Genomic DNA, 16,473 nt, shown 5'->3' on the forward strand with positions numbered 1-16,473 from the left:
AACTATCATGGATGACATGCTCACCACCAGTACCGACTTTTGCCTGCGCCTTGCCCGCGCCAATGCCGTGCTGGTGCGCCGCTTCGACAACGCCCTGGGCAGCCAGCACGGCATCAGCTTCAGCGACTTTCAACTGCTCAACCACCTGGCGCGCGCGCCAGGCGGCAAGCTGCGCCGGGTCGATCTGGCCGAGCGGGTCGGCCTGACCGCTTCGGGCGTCACGCGTACCTTGCTGCCGCTGGAAAAAATCGGCCTGGTCACACGCGAGTCGGATCCGCGCGACGCGCGCGTCGGCTTTGCCGTTGTCACGCCGGCTGGCCACGAGCTGGTGGTCAACGCCACCGCCGTGGTCGACCTGGTCAGCCGGGAAGCGGCGCGCAGCATTGGTCCCGAACAAACGGCAGCGATGGCAGCCGTGCTGGGCAATATCGCCGGCATGAATTCCACCAACAGCTAAGGTCGGCCTCCGACGTTCCGCAGATCGGCTAACATGGCGGCATGCCCCACTTTGCCGCCAACCTCAGCCTGATGTTTACCGAAGTCGATTTTCTCGACCGTTTCGCCGCCGCGCGCGCGCACGGTTTCGAGGCGGTCGAATGCCTGTTTCCGTACGACTGGCCAGCAGAACAGATCGCCGAACGCTTAGCCGCCAGCAACTTGCAACTGGTGCTGCACAATCTGCCCGCCGGCAACTGGTCTGCCGGCGAGCGCGGCATGGCATGCGACCCGGCCCGGGTGGCCGAGTTCCAGGACAGCGTAGGGCGCGCGCTCGACTACGCGCGCGTGCTGGGCGTGCCCCGGCTGCACTGCCTGGCCGGCTTGCTGCCCGCAGGCGTCAGTACGCAGCGCGCGCAAGCGGCTTACATCGACAACTTGCGCTTTGCCGCAAAGCAGCTGCGCGCTCACGGCATCGACTTAATGATCGAGCCGATCAATACCTACGACATGCCTGGCTATTTCCTCACTAGCAGCGCGCAAGCGGCCGACATCATCGCCGCCACGGGGGCCGACAATCTGTTCCTGCAATACGACATCTACCACATGCAGCGCATGCAGCGCATCGAAGGCGCGCTGGCCGACGGCATCGGCAAGTACTTGCCGCTGATTGGCCACATGCAGCTGGCCGATGTCCCGGGCCGCCACGAACCGGGTACCGGCGTCATCGACTTCCGCGTGCTGTTCGCCTTGGTCGATGAACTGGGCTACAAGGGCTGGATCGGCTGCGAATACCATCCCGTGGGCGAAACGGCCGCCGGGCTCGGCTGGCGAAGCGCACTGCAGGCTTGAGTTCGAGCAAACTGCGCTCAGCTTTGTAGGGCAAGAATGGGAACTTCCTGCACGCCACTTGAGCGCGTGCCCGAAAGGACCCATGAAATCCTGCCGCTCCTTTGCCGCCCTCGCCCTGATCGCCTTGTCCATGCTGGTGGGCGGTTGCGCCTCCACCGGCAATGTCAGCCTGGTCGAAGTGCGCGAGTTCGCCGACGCCTCCGCCAAGCTGGGCGCTTACTCGGAACTATCGAAACGCTATCGCGACACCTATGCGCGCGAACAGCCCTATCTGTCGGCAATTGCCGACCGCATGGCCAAGGAAACCGACGCCAAGCGCCGCGCCAGCGCCGACGATTTCCTCGCCGTGCAGCGGGCAATGGTGCTGTACATGCAGACGCTGAGCATGCTGGCCGGCGACGCCCGCTACGACCTCACGCCCCAGCTCGACCAGATGGGTACGGGTCTGCAGGCGCTGGCCGGCAGCGGCCTGGAGCAACGCCACGTGATCGCCTACACGGGCCTCACGCGCCTGCTTACCCGAGTGATTGCTTCCAATTACCAGAACCGCAGCGTGGAAACAATGGTGCGCGATGGCGACGCCCATGTGCGCGTCCTGCTCGACGGCATGATGACGCTCACCCGGCTGTACGCCAAGACCCATGACAACGAAAAGAAAACCGTGCTCGGCATGTTCGATGTTGAAATTCCTTTTTCCGGCAAGCCGCAAGACCGCATGCTGGTAACCATGGCCAAAGTGCATTACCAGGACAAGGCGCACGAATACAAGGCGCTCGACAAGCGCTATGAGCTGGCCCAGCAAGGTCTGTCGAAGGTCGCGCTGGGACACCAGAAAATGCGCGAGCGGCTCGACAACCTGAAAAGCGACGAGGCGCGCCACATACTGGGCGACTACGCCAAAGACTTACGCTTGATCTACAGCGCCCTGGGCGCCAACTAATTACTAAGGAGAGAGCGCCATGGCAAACGAACCGAACGGCTTGAGCACGGTTGCGCAAATCGAGGCGCTGGCCGACCAGCTCTCGGCGATCGCCGACGACATCCACGTGCGTGTGATGAAAGACATTAACGGCCACAAGGGCGCGCCGTTTACCGAGGCCGAACAGGCCATCGCGCGCGGCTTGCTGGAAGACGAGGTCGTCTTGCGCCAGCGCGCCGACGGCTTGTACGCTGACGCTGCCACCTACGTGGTGCAGTCGCTCGGCCAGTCGCAGCAAAAGATCAACCAACTGACGGCAGACGCGGCTGAAAAGATCCGCAAGATTTCCAGGATCGCCGACATTACCGGCCTCATTGGTGGCTTGCTGGTGCTCGCCGGCGCGGCCGCGACGGGCCAGCCGGCGCCGATCGTGGCAGCCATCGAGCGCGTGAGCAAGCAGGTCAAGCGGGTTGCCGCGAGCACGCCACACAAGGCCGTCTGAAGCAGGTCAACAAGCATGCACGCCAACGCGTGCGTGCGCCCCTGTCACTGCCGCGGAACGCGCTACACTGGCATCAGCCAGCACACGCCGGCGTTTCCCGTATAACAATCCACGGAGCAAGGAATGAACGCACTCGATGCGGCGCAACTTACGCTGCTCAGCGACCTGTTGGAGCGGCGCCGCGCCGCACTGGCCGGCCCGCCAGGCCTGCGGGCAACAGCGGGCGGACGCGACCGGGCGGTGGAAGAAATCGAAACCTCGCCCGCCGACAAGGCAACCGTGCGCCTGCTCAACGACCTGGCGCTGGAAGCGGCCGGGCACAATGCATCGCAACTGCACATGATCAAGCACGCGCTGGCCAAGTTCAACGATGGCAATTATGGGGAATGTGAAGAGTGCGGCAATCCGATCGGCTTTTCGCGCTTGCAGGCGCGACCGGAGGCCAGGTTGTGCATTACGTGCCAGACGCGCGCCGAGAAGCGCTAGGTCCGGCGGGTAGGGGTAGAGGTAATTCCCGCCCCGAAGAAATCCGTGCCTGCATTGTCCTGGCGCACGCGCGAGGACAATGCGGTATTCGTAGTAGTAGTAGTACTAGAATTGCTTAGCTCATGTGTTGCCCGCCATTGATCGCAATATTTGCCCCCGTCACAAAAGCGGCTTCCTCCGACACCAGATAGGCAATCAGCGCCGCCACTTCGGCCGGCTCGCCCAGCCGCCCCATCGGGATCTGCGGCAAAATCTTGTTCTGCATGATCTCTTCAGGCACTTGCATCACCATCTTGGTCCGCAAATAGCCGGGCGAGACGGTGTTGACGGTGATGCCATGGCGCGCCATTTCCAGCGCTACCGCCTTGGTAAAGCCATGCATGCCCGCCTTGGCGGCGGCGTAATTGGCTTGCCCGAAGGCCCCCTTCTGACCGTTGACCGACGAAATATTAATAATGCGCCCCCACTTTTGCGCCATCATGGGCTCGATCGCCTGCTTGCTCACATTAAACACACTGTCTAGATTGGTGCGCATGACTTCTGCCCATTCCTCCAGCGCCATCTTGGACAGGCTGCGGTCGCGCGTGATGCCGGCGTTATTGACCAGTACATCCAGGCGACCCATATCGGCCAGCAAGCTTTGCATCATCCATTCGGTGGCCGCGTAGTCGCCCACGTCCACCTTGTACGCCTTGAAGCGGTAGCCGTCGTCGCGCTGTGCACCGAGCCAGCCTTCGGGCGACTGGTTGGACGGCGAATACGTGGTTGCCACCTTGAAGCCCGCGTCGTGCAGCCTGCGGCAAATGGCTGTTCCCAGCCCCCCCATGCCGCCGGTAACCAGGGCAACTTTCTGATCATTCATGACACATCCTCGTTTTTGTATTTGTCCCGACGTAAGTCTAGGGGCGCCTACAACACGGAACATTGAGCAATGTCAAAGCCAGCCAAGAACTGGTTTAACATGATGGTGGTCAACTTAGTTCAGAGGTGTCCCCATGGCTTTTCCCACCATTCTCGTTCACGTCGACAACGGCGCCCGCGCTGGCGAAAGGATTCGGCTGGCAAGCGAGCTTGCAGCGCGCGCCGATGGCCATCTGATCGGCGCGGCCGCGACCGGCGTCTCGCGCTTTTTGTATCACAGCATGCCGGCGGAACAGAACGACCCGACGCTGGCCTTGCATCTCGATTTCCTGCGCGAGCAGGCCCGCACTGCGCTGGCGGCGTTCAGCGCGCAATGCGCCGACCTGCGCCACGGCGCGTATGAAGCGCGGGTGATTGACGATGAGGCAGGCGCTGGCATCAGCCTGCTGGCGCGCGCGGCCGACTTGATCGTGCTCGGGCAGGCCGAGCCGCAGGCGAAGGCGAATCTGGCGGACTTGCCGGTACACGTGGTCACCAATTCCGGGCGGCCCGTGTTGATCGTGCCGTTCGCCGGCCACCATGCCACGGTCGGGCGGCGCATTCTAGTGTCGTGGGACGGCGGGCGCGAGGCGGCGCGCGCGCTGCAGCTGGCGCTGCCGCTGTGCAAGGATGCAGATAGCATCACGATCGCCGTGTTTGAAGTGGCTGCGGACGAGCACAAGGCAGCCGATGCGCTGGTCGCCGATCCGCGCCCGTGGCTGGCGCGCCACGGCGTCAAGGCGGCGCTGGCGGTGCACGCGCTCGACCACCAGCGGCGGCTGAACCGGCGCCACGAAGTGGGTGAGCGACTGCTCTCGCTCGCTGCCGACACGGGCGCCGATTTGCTCGTGATGGGCGCGTACGGGCACTCGCGCTTCCGGGAATCGATCCTCGGCGGGGTGACCAAAACGGTGATGGAGGCAATGACATTGCCGGTGCTGATGGCGCACTAATAGGGATCAAGCAGGGGGATCAAGCAGGCGCATCAGGCAGGCGCATCAGGCAGGCGCATCAGGCAGGCGCATCAGCCCATCAATTGCCGCCTTGCCAGTCCAGATCGCGGATCCGGGACACTTGCCGACGCCGCATCATGGACCACAACTCCTGCGCCTGCGCCTCGCTGCCCACCATGCGCCGCGGCGTGGCCAAGGCCAGTTCGCAATCGCTGTCGGACCATTCTTCAAAGCGCAGCTCGCCCGTGCTGCTCACTTCGGCGACGTACATCAAGCCGTCGTCGTATCCAAAGCGCAAGACAGCGCTGGCGGCATCCACCGCGGCGCCGCCCTTCACGCGCTGGTACAGTTCGGCCAATGCGGCGACCAGCTGCTGCTCGGACGGCGAAGCAATGTCGCGCCCATCCGCACGCGTGAGGGTGACCCAGGCTTGTGTCATGTGACGCGTCCTCCTGTCGGTACTCGATTGCCATGCGCGGTTGCGGTCCGCTGGTGGCGGCGACCGCCTATGCTACAAGCATAATACCGAAAAACGCTTCCATGGGAAGCGTTTTTCTGGGGAGGTGGAGGCAGTGAACGGCTTAATGCACCAGCACAGGCAAGCTGAGCGGATCGAAATCAGTCCAGTCGCCGCCTACAATGGTGCCACTGGCGCGTTCGATATGGTCCGAACCCAGGCGGCGCATGACCTCCAGAACGCGCTGCTCGTCGTCGGCCTGCTCGAGCGCCACGGCGACCAGCATGCCGGCCTTGCGCGGCTCGAAACGGTTTTCGCCGGTGCCGCCCTGTTCGCCCTCGCCCGCTTCTTTCATCTTGGTCAGGCTGAACAGGGAGCCGACATGGGCGCCCACCAGACCGCCCACGATGGGTCCGGCCGGGCCCGTCACGACCGAGGTCGCCAAGCCGATGGCCGCACCCACCGCACCGCCCGTCGCGGCGCCCTGGAGTACGCCTTCGGGCGTTTCCGCCGCGCCCGGGGACTGAACGCGGTCGCCACCGATGGCCGTCATGTCATGCTGGCCCGGCTGGTTGACGTAAAAGCTGCTGATGCGATCCTCGGCGAACCCTGCGCGCTGAAGCTCGTTTCTAGCCTGCTCGACGTGGTCCTGAAGTTGAAAATGTCCTGCAACGATGGTCGACATGCTGAAATCCTCCTGCGTAAGTGAGCTGCCAGCATGCGCCTGTTGGGCCGCGGCTTCCGTACGCCAGCACACTGATGCGCCTTGCATCATTGCCAATGCCCGAAGCCGCCCTCCGATTCGCTCTCGCGACGCGGCTGCGGCAGCCAGGCGCGCGGGTCCACGCGGTAATACTTGAACAATTCTGCGAACAGCGCGGCGTGGCGCTCCGACATTTGCCACGGCTTTTCGAAAAAAGTTTCAGTGGCGACGGCGAAAAACTCGGCCGGGCTGGTCGCCCCATAGTGGTCCATCACGCTTTGCTGGCGATACATGGCGTCGGTCTGCAAGCTGGCAAAGTCGCGCGACAGGACGTCGGACCAGTTGCGGTAATTGTCGGCACTGCCGAGGTAAGGGGCGCCATTGTTGCTGCCGGACTCGCTATCGAGCTGGTGCGCGAACTCGTGCAGCACCACGTTCTGGCCGTCGCTCCAGTCGGCCGCGCCGCGCTGCACGTGGTCCCACGACAGGATCACGCGGCCATCGCCCCATGATTCGCCAAGCAAGTCCTGGCGCGCCTCGGTCACCACGCCGGCCGCGTCCACCTGGTTGCGAGGCACCAGGAAAGCGCTGGGATAGACCAGGATGGTATGCAGGTCGGGATAGACGCGGCTGGGACGGTTGAGCAGCAGCAGGCAAGCCTGGCCGGCAATGGTCAGGCGCATCTCGTCGTTCACCTCGAGCCCGGCGCAGCCGACGAACTTTTTCTGATACAAAAATTGCTGCACCAGCTTGTGCAACTGATGCTGCAGGTCGCCGGACATGCGCGCATAGATGGGAATATTGCGCATCAAAATGGCTTGCCACGCGGGCGCGATTTCGCGCGCCAGCACCCGCTTCAGGCGCCAGCCGGGCAAGCCGTAGGCGAGCGCCAAGCCCGCGGCCACAGCGCCAATCAATATCAGCACTTCCATCAGTTTTCCTGTTGCAGAGGCATTGCCTGGGCCAGCAAGGTGTAAGAATCTTGCCGCACCTGGGGATCGAAAGCCCAGGTGTTGACTACGATATGGTCCAGCCCCAGCCGGTCGGCCAAGGCGGCGATGCGCGCGGCCACTTGCGCGCCTGTGCCCACCAGCGCATTGCTGCGCAGGGCAGCGGCGCGCGCCGCTTCAGCCTCCGAGAACGGATAGGCGGCAGCCTCTTCGGGCGACACCAGCGGGCCCAGCAAACCCTGTTCGAAGCGCACGCGCCAGTGCTTGCGCGTGATCAGTTGGCGCTGCGCTTCGGCCTCGGTTGCCGCGGCCAGCGCCCACACGCAAATGGTGGGCTGCGGCGTCGGGAAACGCGCGCTGGGCCGGTAATGTTGGCGGTACAGCGCCAGTGCCTGCTCAACGCCCTGCCCATCGCTGAAAAAATACGCGAAGGCATACGGCAAGCCCAAGTGGGCGGCGAGCTGGGCGCCATATGCCGAACTGCCCAGTATCCACATTTCAGGGCTGGTGGGCCCCGCCGGCTGGGCGCTGATGGCCCGGTACGGATGACCCTCCGGCAAACGCTTGCCTTCGAGCCAGTGCTGCAGGTCGATGATTTGTTCGGGAAAATCGTCAGCACTTTGGCTGGCATGGGGATTGAGCGCGCGCGCCGTCAGGCGGTCCGAACCCGGTGCGCGGCCCAGGCCAAGATCGATCCGGCCCGGCGCAATGGCTTCGAGCACGCGAAACTGCTCAGCGACCTTGAGGGCCGAATAATGCGGCAGCATCACGCCAGCGCTGCCGACCCGGATCGTCCTGGTGGTGGCGGCAATGGCGGCCATCAACACTTCGGGTGCGCTGCCGACAATGCTGCTGCTGTTGTGATGCTCGGAAAGCCAGTAGCGTGCATAGCCAAGCGATTCGCAGTGCCGCGCCAGTGCCAGCGATTCGGTGATCGCATCGGCCGGGACGCGCCCTTTCACGGCAGGCGACTGGTCGAGTACGGACAGTTTCACTGGCGTTCCCCTGCCGCTTAGGCGGCTTTGGCGGTGGCGAAGTACGCGTCCACCGCGTCGGCATTGCCAATGAGCTTGCCTCCGATGAATACTTGCGGCCAGGTCGACTGGCCGGACACGGCGCGCAACACGCTCGAGTTGACCTTCTGGTCTTGCGTGATTTCGGTGAACGTGAGGCCCTGGGCTGTCAAGGTCGCCTTGGCGCGCGCGCAATGGGGGCAGCCCGCCTTGGCGAACACGACCACCGGCTCGGGCACCTGCGCGTTCGGATTGATGTGGCGAAGCATGGTTTCCGCGTCGGACACCTCGAACGGATCGCCTTCCTTGTCCGGCTCGATGAAAGCCTTTTGGATGATGCCATCCTTGACCAGCATCGAATAACGCCACGAACGCATGCCAAAACCAATGTTGCGCTTGTCGACCAGCATGCCCATGCCCTGGCTGAAGTCGCCATTGCCGTCGGGGATGACGGTGATGTTGTCGGCGTCCTGGCCAAGCTTCCACTCGTTCATGACGAAGGCATCGTTGACGGAAATACAGACAATCTCGTCTACGCCATTTTGCTTGAACACGGGCGCCAATTCGTTATAGCGCGGCAAATGGGTCGAGGAACAGGTCGGCGTGTAGGCGCCCGGCAGCGAGAACACGACCACGGTCTTGCCTTTGAAGAGATCATCGCTGCTGATATCTTGCCACTGGTCATTCGGACGGGCTTTGAATACCACCTTCGGTACGGCTTTGCCTTCAAGGGATTCTGGAGTCGGGAGCATGGCGTTTCCTTTCGGTGAGTGGAATTGGCTGTTGCGCGCCACTAAAGACAAGTGGGGCTGTTTGATGACTTTTCAATCAGGAGTTGACACAGAATGATGAAGATAGCACGGTAGCGTAAACGGCACAGGCCCGGACGGTGCCGGGCCTGTAGATTAAAGAAAACACAGCGAGAGTGTCGCAGCGAAGGTGTCGCGACGAAGCCGTCGGAGCGAAGCCGTTACCGGCGCGGCGAGCGCCCGTAACAAGTTGCAGCCAGAGATCAAGCCGCAGGTTGCAGCCCGGGGTTTAAGCCTGCTCCTTGCTCGCCGATGGCGCCGCCCCGAACAATGCCGCCACCAGCGGATCGCGCGCAACCGGGCTGCGGTTGACGCGGATGGCGTAATGGGTGTCGTCCGCGAGGATGTGGAAGTGACGGCCGGTACCTGCCATGCTTTGCTCGCGCAGGCCTGGACGCTCCTTGCGCGGGGCCGCGCCTTCGCGTTTTGGCTGAACAATAGCAGCCAAAAATGCCTTGACCCGTTCCGGATCAGGCGAGATTTGGTAGACGGCCTTGCCCAAGTAGGTAGCGGTGCCTTCGATATAGCGCGCCAGTTCGATCACGCCCGCTTCGCGCAGGTCGCGGATATACTTGCGGGCCCCGGAAGGCGAAAACTTGAGGAACCAGGCGATTTCGTCGGCCAGCATTTCATGGGTCGACAGCTCGCCAATCAGCTTTTGCATGTTTTCAATGCGGCGCTGGGTGGCGGACGTCGAACGCACGCGCTCGATCGGCGCCATGGAAATTGGCGGACGCTCGGTCGGCTGCGGCGCGACGCGTTCAATCAGGGATGAATTCGCCGAACTGTGAACTGCGGTCATGTCGCCTTGCGCCGCGTTGCGCTGGTTGGTAGTTGCTTGCATGTTGAGTACTCCATGAGAGAGATAGTCATTTGGACCGGACCCGGCTTGTATCGTTTGACAGCCTGACAACAGTTCGGTTCCGTCCATCTGAGGCACATATTGCCTGCGCTAGATCAACTCTTCTGTGCGCCATCGAACGTTCAGGAATATTTCTGTTCCTTACGCCATCTTTTTTCTGTAAGCATTACTGTGTGCGTTGGCGTACAGATCAAAGGAAATCCTTTGTTTATGCTGGTGTCGTTCGCGCGATTGTGCGTGTGCATCGAACTAAATTGATGTTTAGTCTGCCTGCCCCCGGCACGCGACACTTTATAAAAGGAAACTCACCATGAAAATCACAACCTTGATGGCAGCAATGCTGGCTGTAGCCGCTCTGACCGCTTGCGAAAAAACCACCGTCAACCCTGCACCAACCGTCGTCACCCCGACCGTTGAAGTACCGGTTGCAGTTCCAGGCCCTGCAGTCGCAGTGCCGGTTCCAGGTCCTGCAGGTGCCGCTGGCGCCCCAGGCGCAGACGGTGCCAACGGCATGAATGGCGCCAACGGTGCCAAGGGCGAGCAAGGCAAGACCGGCGACACCGTGATCGTCGTGCCAGAGAAAACAAACTAAGATTACACCGGTAACAAGCTAGTCGCGCCCCGGCGTCCCCCCAAGGACGCCCCGGCGCGATTTTTCATTGCGGCCCGCTTTCCCCCTTCCACCGCTTCTCCCGCTGAACTCATCCCCGTCGCGCCTAGTCGAACAAAGCAGCCTCGCGTTTGCGATGTCACCTACTTTCGACCATCTGGGAGCTTTTTGTGAAAAAAACCAAAAAAATCATCATGGCAACTGCCATCTTGACGTGCACCGGGCCGGCCCTGGCGCAGCAAATCAATCCATCCTGGTACATCCAGCCCAGCATTATTGCGTTCGAACCCGATGACGACTTCGGCCTCGACGAGCGCGACTATGGCGTCGGCCTCAAATTCGGCAAGCCGCTCTCGAAAAACTGGGATGTGCAGCTCGGCGCCACCCATGCGCGCACCGAGAGCGGGCCGGCCAAATACCGCCAAAGCCTGGTTGGCGCCGACGCGCTGCTGATGATCTCGCGCAGCCGGATCCGGCCGTTCCTGCTGTTCGGGCTCGGCGCCCAGCGCGACGACGTCGCCAATACCCAGCGCAGCGTGCGCAAGACCTCGCCCTACGCCAGTGCCGGCCTTGGTTTTCAGATGAGCCTGACCGATCGCCTCTCGCTGCAGGCCGACCTGCGCACCGTGCGCGGCCACTTGCGCGATCACGCCGCGTTCGGCACCACCGTGAGCAACAACAAATATTTCACGGTCGGCCTTAATTACGCGCTCAATCCTCCTCCTGGCCAGAGCCCTGTTGAGCAGCCACCGCCAGCGCCACCGCCGCCAGCGCAGCCGCCAGCCGTTCTTGCTCCGCCGCCACCGCCACCGCCACCGCCGGCGCGTTTTGAAAAGGTCACGCTCTCGAGTACGGAATTGTTCGCCTTCAACAGCGCCACGCTGACCATGCCGCAACCGCGCCTGGACGAGATCGCCGCGGCACTGGCCGCCGATCCGGCCATTACCGATATCGATGTCACCGGCTACGCGGACCGGCTCGGTTCCCCCCAATACAACCAGAAGCTGTCGCAGCGGCGCGCCAACGCGGTGCGCGACTACCTGGTCGGCAGGGGCATCGGTGGCGAGCGCCTGAAAGCTTACGGCAAGGGCGAGGCCAATCCGGTGCTCGAATGCACCAACAAGAACCGGGCAGAGTTGATTAAATGTTTGGAACCGAACCGACGCGTGGAAGTCGAGCGGATTACCATTGAGCGTCGCGTGCAATAAGGCCCGGCCGCAACCGGCGACACGGTTTTGTGATTTTTTCGTAATCCAGGAGAACACCGATGATGGTTGTAAAGGAATGGCTCCCGTTTTCCAAGCAGTTGGCCCAGGTCTGTCGCTGCGCGCTCGATCAATGGTTCGCCCACCGCGCATCGAGCAAGGGCGCCGCGCTGGCCTTTTACACGGCCTTTTCCATCGCCCCCATTCTGGTGCTGGTCATTGCCGTGGCCGGGTTTTTCTGGGGCGCGGCGGCGGCGCAGGGACAGTTGCTGTCGGAATTGCGCGGCTTGATGGGGCCGCAAGGCGCCGAAGCTATCCAGCTGGTGCTGGCCGGCGCGCGCGACAAGGAAAGCGGCGTGCTGGCGACCATCATCGCCACCGTCTTGCTGCTGGTGGGCGCCACCACCGTCTTTGCCGAACTCAAGGATAGTCTCGATGAAATCTGGCAAGTGCCGCCTACCAAGGACAAGACCTGGTGGGTTATTTTGCGCACTCGCCTGCTCTCGTTCGGACTGATCCTGGTGCTCGCTTTCCTGCTGATGGTGTCGCTGGTGGTCAGCGCGGGCCTGACGGTGGCCGAGGATTACGTGGGCGGCTTGTGGAAGGATGCGACCGTGCTGCTCAAGTGGCTGTCGTGGGTGATCAGCTTTCTCGTCATTGCCGTCCTGTTCGGCGTGATTTACAAGCTGCTGCCGCGCATCAAACTGTCATGGCGCGACGTCGTCATCGGGGCGGTGGGGACTGCGGCCCTGTTTACATTTGGAAAATTCTTGATCGGCCTGTATATCGGCAACAGTGGCGTGGCAAGCAGCTTTGGCGCGGCCGGCTCGATGATCGCTTTGCTACTCTGGGTCTACTACTCGGCGCAAATCTTTTTCCTCGGTGCCGAGTTCGCGCGGCAATATGCGCTGCAGCTGGGAAGCTTGCGCGACAAGCCGGATGAAGTGACCGGCGTGGCGAAAGTGTCCAACATCCGGTAGGCCTGCCCCCTCCACATCGTTCTCGTAAACGCGGCGGTGCGACGACTCGCGACCCAAGGAACAGTTGCTCATCTCAACCGTTCTATGGGTCCCCGCGTCGTCGCACCGCCGCGTTGGCGAGAATGTGGTGGTGCCAGCGTGCCGACCCCGCGCCGCCCCTACATCGTTCTCGCGGCGACCCAAAGACCTGCTTAACTGAGCAACCGTTCCATGGCCCGCCGCGTTCGCGAGCCACGTGCAGTTCATTCATCAGCCACCCGATCTCCAGCCCCATACCGGTCATCGCGACTTACTCGCCAAGCAACTCCGCCAGCACTTCCATCCCTTCGACGCGCTCGGCAACGACCTTGATCATCACCACGATCGGCACGCCCAGCAACAAGCCCCACATGCCCCACAGCCAGCCCCAAAACAGCAAGCTGACGAACACGGCCGCAGGATTCATCTTGGCGATGCGCCCCGTCATCCAGGTGGCAATCACCGTGCCAACCAGCGTAGCGATGGCGAGTGACGAACCGGTGACCAGCAAGACCTTGCCGATCGTGTCGAACTGCATGAACGCCGCCAGGCCGGTCGCCGCGGTGATCAGCAAGGGCCCGAAATACGGCATAATGTGCAACAGCCCGGCCACGATGGCCCAGGCGCCGGCATTTTGCAGGCCAATCGCGGTCAACGCACCCCACATCATCAGCGCCAGCAAGGTATTGGTGACCAGCAGCATGAACATGTAATTCTGGATCGAACTGTTGATGTCGTCCAGGATGTGCACCGTCACTTTCTTGCGGCTCAATGAGGGCCCGGTCAGCTTGACGAGCTTGCGCTTGAAGGTGTCGCCCGCAAGCAGCAAAAAGAACACCAGGAACACCACCATCGTCGCTTGCGCGATAAACCCGATCAAGCTCTTCGAACCGGCCAGTACCCAGTCCATGACTTTGAAGCTGCCACCGGCGGCCGCGCCAGCCATAACCATTTTTTTCGGCGCGGTCTTTCTATCTTCGACGCTCGGATTGGCAGTCGCTTGCTCGATCTGATTGGCAGCGGCCTGAATCTGCGTGATCGTGCCCGGGGTGCCGTCATTGGTATCGCGCAGCACCTTGGTGACCTTTTGCGTAATGCGCGGCAAGTCGTCGATAATATTGAAAAACTCGCCCTGCACGCGGTTGAGCGTAACGGCCAACAGCGCCAGCATGGCGACAGTGACGAGCGTGGCGCCGACCGCGCGCGGGATCTTGCAGCGTTCCAGCCACATGACAACCGGGTTGAGCGTGTAGGCAATAAAAATACCCAGCATCAACGGCACCAGGAAGTCTTGCGACCACTGCAGTGCATAAACGAAGGCGATCGTGGCGATTATGCCCAGCGCCAAGCCGCGCGCATTCACATGGATGGGAAAGCGCAGCGTGGTGCTGCCATCCGAACCGACAATATCGTCGACCGATGTCGAGGTCTTGGCCGCCGGCACGGGCGCGGGGGTGGCGCCACCGTCGGCAACGGTCGGCGCTGCGGCGGAAGTGGACTGGGAAGTGTCGGCTAGCTGCATGGTCTTTTTTAGTACGGTAGAGGCGCATCGGGCGATGCAAAAAAGCCGGCCACACAGGCCGGCCAACGTCGGTCGCGACCGCTATGGATTACTTGACGCGAACGTCGTTCTTGACTGATGTTACACCCTTGACGCCGCGCGCGATTTCCACTGCCTTGGCCGCGTCGCCCGGGTCGGCCACAAAGCCGGAGAGCTGGACGTCGCCCTTGTAGGTTTCGACGTTGATTTCGGACGCCTTGATGGTCGGTTCATTGAAGATTGACGCTTTTACTTTGGCCGTGATCACGGTGTCGTCGATGTACTGCCCGGTGCCTTCGCTCTTGCTGGTCGAGGCGCAGCCGGTCACGGCGAGCAGCGAGGCGGCAAACAGCATGGTGGCGAGGCGTTGTGCGATTTTCATGGTGGACTCCTTGGTGGTTGATGTTGCCGACCGCTTCAGCGGCCTGGATTATTTTCCGTAATGCCCTTTGGCGGCCGTCACGCAGCTATCCTTGGCGGCGCCGGCAAAGGCATCGCATTTCTGCATGGCGACCTTGTACTCGGCATCACGCTTGTCGTCGCGCGCATCGGTGCGCGCTTCAATGGCTTTCTTGTCGGCCTTGGCGTCGGACTCGGCGGCAACCCGCGCCGCCTTGGCCTGCGACACGCAGACATCCTTGTCGTTGCCGGTCAGCGCATTGCACTTGACCTTGTCCAGGTCGTAATTGGCCGATGCAATTTTCAGGCGCGACTGGGTGAACGCTTTGAGGGTGTTCTTGTACAGCGCGCTCGCCTCTTGCTCGGTCTTGACGCGGGCCGCCTTGGCCTCCGCGATGCAGACATCCTTGGGGTTGCCGGTCACGATATCGCAGCGCGCCTTGGCCGCCTTGTAGTCCGCTTCGGCCCGGTCTTTCGCTTGCGTATAAGCGGCCTTGGCTTCCGGCGACGGGCCGGCAACGGCGGCGCCGCTGCCCAGGACGGCGATGCCGATCAGGGTGCTGATAAGGATCAGTTTCATATTCTTTTTCTCCGGTTGCACTGCTTCGTTCACGACCATATTACCGATGTTTTACGTGAGTTGCCCATGCTCTTCTGTACGCTGCCGAACACAATGCGCGTTTCCCTGGCAGTTGCGCATTAGCCACATTTCAAGCGCCACCGGCATGGTGCGGCACCGCACAGACCCCGATAGTGTTGGTGACTATCCTGACTCTACACTTTGTCAGGAGAACAACATGAAATCAACTCACACCATTGCAGCAATCGCCTTGGCTACGACTGCCTTGCTGAGCGGTTGCGGCACTACCTCCAGCGATCCCTACAACAACAATAACGGCAACTACAACAACGGCGCCTACAACAATTCAGCGTCGAGCTCGGCCGGCTACGGCACCATCGATTCGATTCAGGTCACGCGCGGCCAGGGCCAGACCAACGGTAGTGGCGCCGTCGTGGGCGGCCTGATCGGTGCCGTGGTCGGCAACCAGGTCGGCAGCGGTTCCGGCCGGGCCGCGGCCACGGTTGCCGGTGCCGTAGGCGGTGCTGCCATTGGCAACAGCGTGGAAGCCGGCAACCGCGCCAATGGACGCGAAATGTACCAGATCGGGGTACGCCTCGACAATGGTGATTATCGCACCTTAATGCAGGACAGCGTCTACGACCTGCGCGTGGGCAACCGCGTGCGCGTGGTCGACGGTCGCGCCTACCGCTACTAAGCGGCGGTGCAACGGCATGAGCCCACGCATCACTAATTAAACATTAAAACAAGCTGTTTCCCCCACCTGTAATACTTTAAAGGAGCCCGCCATGGGTACCATTCTGCTCGTTATTCTTATTCTTGCCCTCGTCGGCGTCCTCCCTTCGTGGGGCCACAGCAAAAGCTGGGGCTATGGTCCTTCAGGTATCGTTGGCCTCCTGGTCATCGTACTGATCGTGATGCTAATTACTGGGCGACTTTAATCGGCAATGCAAACCGGCGCCCCGTGCGCCGGTTTTTTTTGGCCCGCACTTCTGTTATCCACGCATTTCTGCTATTCAGATCAAGGAACTCCATGCGTAACACACCGTTTGTACAGTGCACCGTGCTTGCCTGCGGCGCGCTGGCAGCGGGACGACACGAGCAGCGCAGTGCGCCTGCGCGCGATCCGCAAGGATATTACAGCGGGACTGCAAGAAAACCTGGGCATGTGCAAGGCGGAAAGCGCAGCGCAGCGGCCCGCTTGCGTCAAGCAGGCACGCGCTACCTAGTGTAGTGCGTCATAAATAATAAGACTTATTATATATATGCATGTATCCTTGTCATATGGAGGGGAAATCAT

Annotated in this window: 21 protein-coding genes; 11 read left to right on the plus strand and 10 right to left on the minus strand. The window is 61.9% G+C overall.

Annotated features, from left to right (window positions below; genetic code table 11):
• Positions 1-7: 7 nt before the first annotated feature.
• The 5 genes from ACP7BV_RS25345 to ACP7BV_RS25365 all read left to right on the plus strand — a co-directional run bounded on the left by ACP7BV_RS25345 (position 8) and on the right by ACP7BV_RS25365 (position 3,194).
• Positions 8-457: a MarR family winged helix-turn-helix transcriptional regulator gene (locus ACP7BV_RS25345; RefSeq protein ID WP_426107663.1), complete on the plus strand. Its 450-nt coding sequence runs from the start codon at positions 8-10 to the stop codon at positions 455-457.
• 41 nt (positions 458-498) lie between these two features.
• The gene (gene hyi / locus ACP7BV_RS25350) at positions 499-1,287 is read left to right on the plus strand and encodes a hydroxypyruvate isomerase (protein WP_426107664.1); all 789 of its coding nucleotides are present in this window, start codon (positions 499-501) and stop codon (positions 1,285-1,287) included.
• A gap of 82 nt (positions 1,288-1,369) precedes the next feature.
• Positions 1,370-2,227 carry a hypothetical protein gene (locus ACP7BV_RS25355; protein WP_426107665.1) on the plus strand — a complete coding sequence of 286 codons (858 nt, stop codon included), beginning with the start codon at positions 1,370-1,372 and terminating at the stop codon, positions 2,225-2,227.
• 19 nt (positions 2,228-2,246) lie between these two features.
• Positions 2,247-2,708 carry a hypothetical protein gene (locus ACP7BV_RS25360; protein WP_426107666.1) on the plus strand — a complete coding sequence of 154 codons (462 nt, stop codon included), beginning with the start codon at positions 2,247-2,249 and terminating at the stop codon, positions 2,706-2,708.
• Positions 2,709-2,831: 123 nt separating this feature from the next.
• Positions 2,832-3,194 carry a TraR/DksA family transcriptional regulator gene (locus tag ACP7BV_RS25365; RefSeq protein ID WP_426107667.1) on the plus strand — a complete coding sequence of 121 codons (363 nt, stop codon included), beginning with the start codon at positions 2,832-2,834 and terminating at the stop codon, positions 3,192-3,194.
• Between the two features lie 115 nt (positions 3,195-3,309).
• On the opposite strand, the gene phbB is transcribed toward ACP7BV_RS25365, so the two are convergent.
• Positions 3,310-4,056: an acetoacetyl-CoA reductase gene (phbB, locus tag ACP7BV_RS25370; protein ID WP_426107668.1), complete on the minus strand. Its 747-nt coding sequence runs from the start codon at positions 4,054-4,056 to the stop codon at positions 3,310-3,312.
• A gap of 133 nt (positions 4,057-4,189) precedes the next feature.
• On the opposite strand from phbB, the gene ACP7BV_RS25375 reads away from it, so the two are divergent.
• Positions 4,190-5,047, plus strand: coding sequence for a universal stress protein (locus tag ACP7BV_RS25375; RefSeq protein ID WP_426107669.1), 858 nt, complete (start codon positions 4,190-4,192; stop codon positions 5,045-5,047).
• 79 nt (positions 5,048-5,126) lie between these two features.
• Here the strand turns inward: ACP7BV_RS25375 and ACP7BV_RS25380 are convergent, their stop codons facing one another.
• The 6 genes from ACP7BV_RS25380 to ACP7BV_RS25405 form a co-directional block, all read right to left on the minus strand.
• On the minus strand, positions 5,127-5,486 hold the full coding sequence (locus ACP7BV_RS25380) for a hypothetical protein (protein ID WP_426107670.1): 360 nt from the start codon (positions 5,484-5,486) through the stop codon (positions 5,127-5,129).
• 142 nt (positions 5,487-5,628) lie between these two features.
• The gene (locus ACP7BV_RS25385) at positions 5,629-6,189 is read right to left on the minus strand and encodes a hypothetical protein (protein ID WP_426107671.1); all 561 of its coding nucleotides are present in this window, start codon (positions 6,187-6,189) and stop codon (positions 5,629-5,631) included.
• A gap of 86 nt (positions 6,190-6,275) precedes the next feature.
• The gene (locus ACP7BV_RS25390) at positions 6,276-7,139 is read right to left on the minus strand and encodes a zinc-dependent peptidase (protein WP_426107672.1); all 864 of its coding nucleotides are present in this window, start codon (positions 7,137-7,139) and stop codon (positions 6,276-6,278) included.
• Positions 7,139-8,152, minus strand: a complete 1,014-nt coding sequence (locus ACP7BV_RS25395; protein ID WP_426107673.1) for an LLM class flavin-dependent oxidoreductase — start codon at positions 8,150-8,152, stop codon at positions 7,139-7,141. The genes ACP7BV_RS25390 and ACP7BV_RS25395 overlap by 1 nt, the downstream gene beginning before the upstream one ends.
• Positions 8,153-8,169: 17 nt before the next feature.
• Positions 8,170-8,922 (minus strand): glutathione peroxidase, encoded by a 753-nt coding sequence (locus tag ACP7BV_RS25400; protein WP_426107674.1) that lies wholly within the window; start codon positions 8,920-8,922, stop codon positions 8,170-8,172.
• A 286-nt stretch (positions 8,923-9,208) separates the two neighbouring features.
• The gene (locus tag ACP7BV_RS25405) at positions 9,209-9,823 is read right to left on the minus strand and encodes a winged helix-turn-helix domain-containing protein (protein ID WP_426107675.1); all 615 of its coding nucleotides are present in this window, start codon (positions 9,821-9,823) and stop codon (positions 9,209-9,211) included.
• 328 nt (positions 9,824-10,151) lie between these two features.
• Here ACP7BV_RS25405 and ACP7BV_RS25410 point away from each other — a divergent pair, with 328 nt between their 5' ends.
• From ACP7BV_RS25410 to ACP7BV_RS25420, 3 genes are all read left to right on the plus strand, one after another.
• Positions 10,152-10,433: a collagen-like protein gene (locus ACP7BV_RS25410; protein WP_426107676.1), complete on the plus strand. Its 282-nt coding sequence runs from the start codon at positions 10,152-10,154 to the stop codon at positions 10,431-10,433.
• A 188-nt stretch (positions 10,434-10,621) separates the two neighbouring features.
• Positions 10,622-11,659 carry an OmpA family protein gene (locus ACP7BV_RS25415; protein ID WP_426107677.1) on the plus strand — a complete coding sequence of 346 codons (1,038 nt, stop codon included), beginning with the start codon at positions 10,622-10,624 and terminating at the stop codon, positions 11,657-11,659.
• 62 nt (positions 11,660-11,721) lie between these two features.
• Entirely contained in the window at positions 11,722-12,636 is a 915-nt protein-coding gene (locus ACP7BV_RS25420; protein WP_426107684.1) for a YihY/virulence factor BrkB family protein, read from the plus strand.
• A gap of 289 nt (positions 12,637-12,925) precedes the next feature.
• Here ACP7BV_RS25420 and ACP7BV_RS25425 read toward each other — a convergent pair whose 3' ends face one another.
• From ACP7BV_RS25425 to ACP7BV_RS25435, 3 genes are all read right to left on the minus strand, one after another.
• Positions 12,926-14,176, minus strand: a complete 1,251-nt coding sequence (locus tag ACP7BV_RS25425; RefSeq protein WP_426107678.1) for an AI-2E family transporter — start codon at positions 14,174-14,176, stop codon at positions 12,926-12,928.
• Between the two features lie 88 nt (positions 14,177-14,264).
• The gene (locus tag ACP7BV_RS25430) at positions 14,265-14,576 is read right to left on the minus strand and encodes a BON domain-containing protein (RefSeq protein WP_426107679.1); all 312 of its coding nucleotides are present in this window, start codon (positions 14,574-14,576) and stop codon (positions 14,265-14,267) included.
• Between the two features lie 48 nt (positions 14,577-14,624).
• Entirely contained in the window at positions 14,625-15,173 is a 549-nt protein-coding gene (locus tag ACP7BV_RS25435) for a hypothetical protein (RefSeq protein ID WP_426107680.1), read from the minus strand.
• 217 nt (positions 15,174-15,390) lie between these two features.
• Here ACP7BV_RS25435 and ACP7BV_RS25440 point away from each other — a divergent pair, with 217 nt between their 5' ends.
• The gene (locus ACP7BV_RS25440) at positions 15,391-15,870 is read left to right on the plus strand and encodes a glycine zipper 2TM domain-containing protein (protein WP_426107681.1); all 480 of its coding nucleotides are present in this window, start codon (positions 15,391-15,393) and stop codon (positions 15,868-15,870) included.
• A gap of 91 nt (positions 15,871-15,961) precedes the next feature.
• Positions 15,962-16,114 (plus strand): DUF3309 family protein, encoded by a 153-nt coding sequence (locus ACP7BV_RS25445; protein WP_426107682.1) that lies wholly within the window; start codon positions 15,962-15,964, stop codon positions 16,112-16,114.
• Positions 16,115-16,473: the final 359 nt, after the last annotated feature.

The organism is Massilia sp. TSP1-1-2 (assembly GCF_049896185.1).
In the GTDB taxonomy this organism is placed as follows: domain Bacteria; phylum Pseudomonadota; class Gammaproteobacteria; order Burkholderiales; family Burkholderiaceae_D; genus Telluria_A.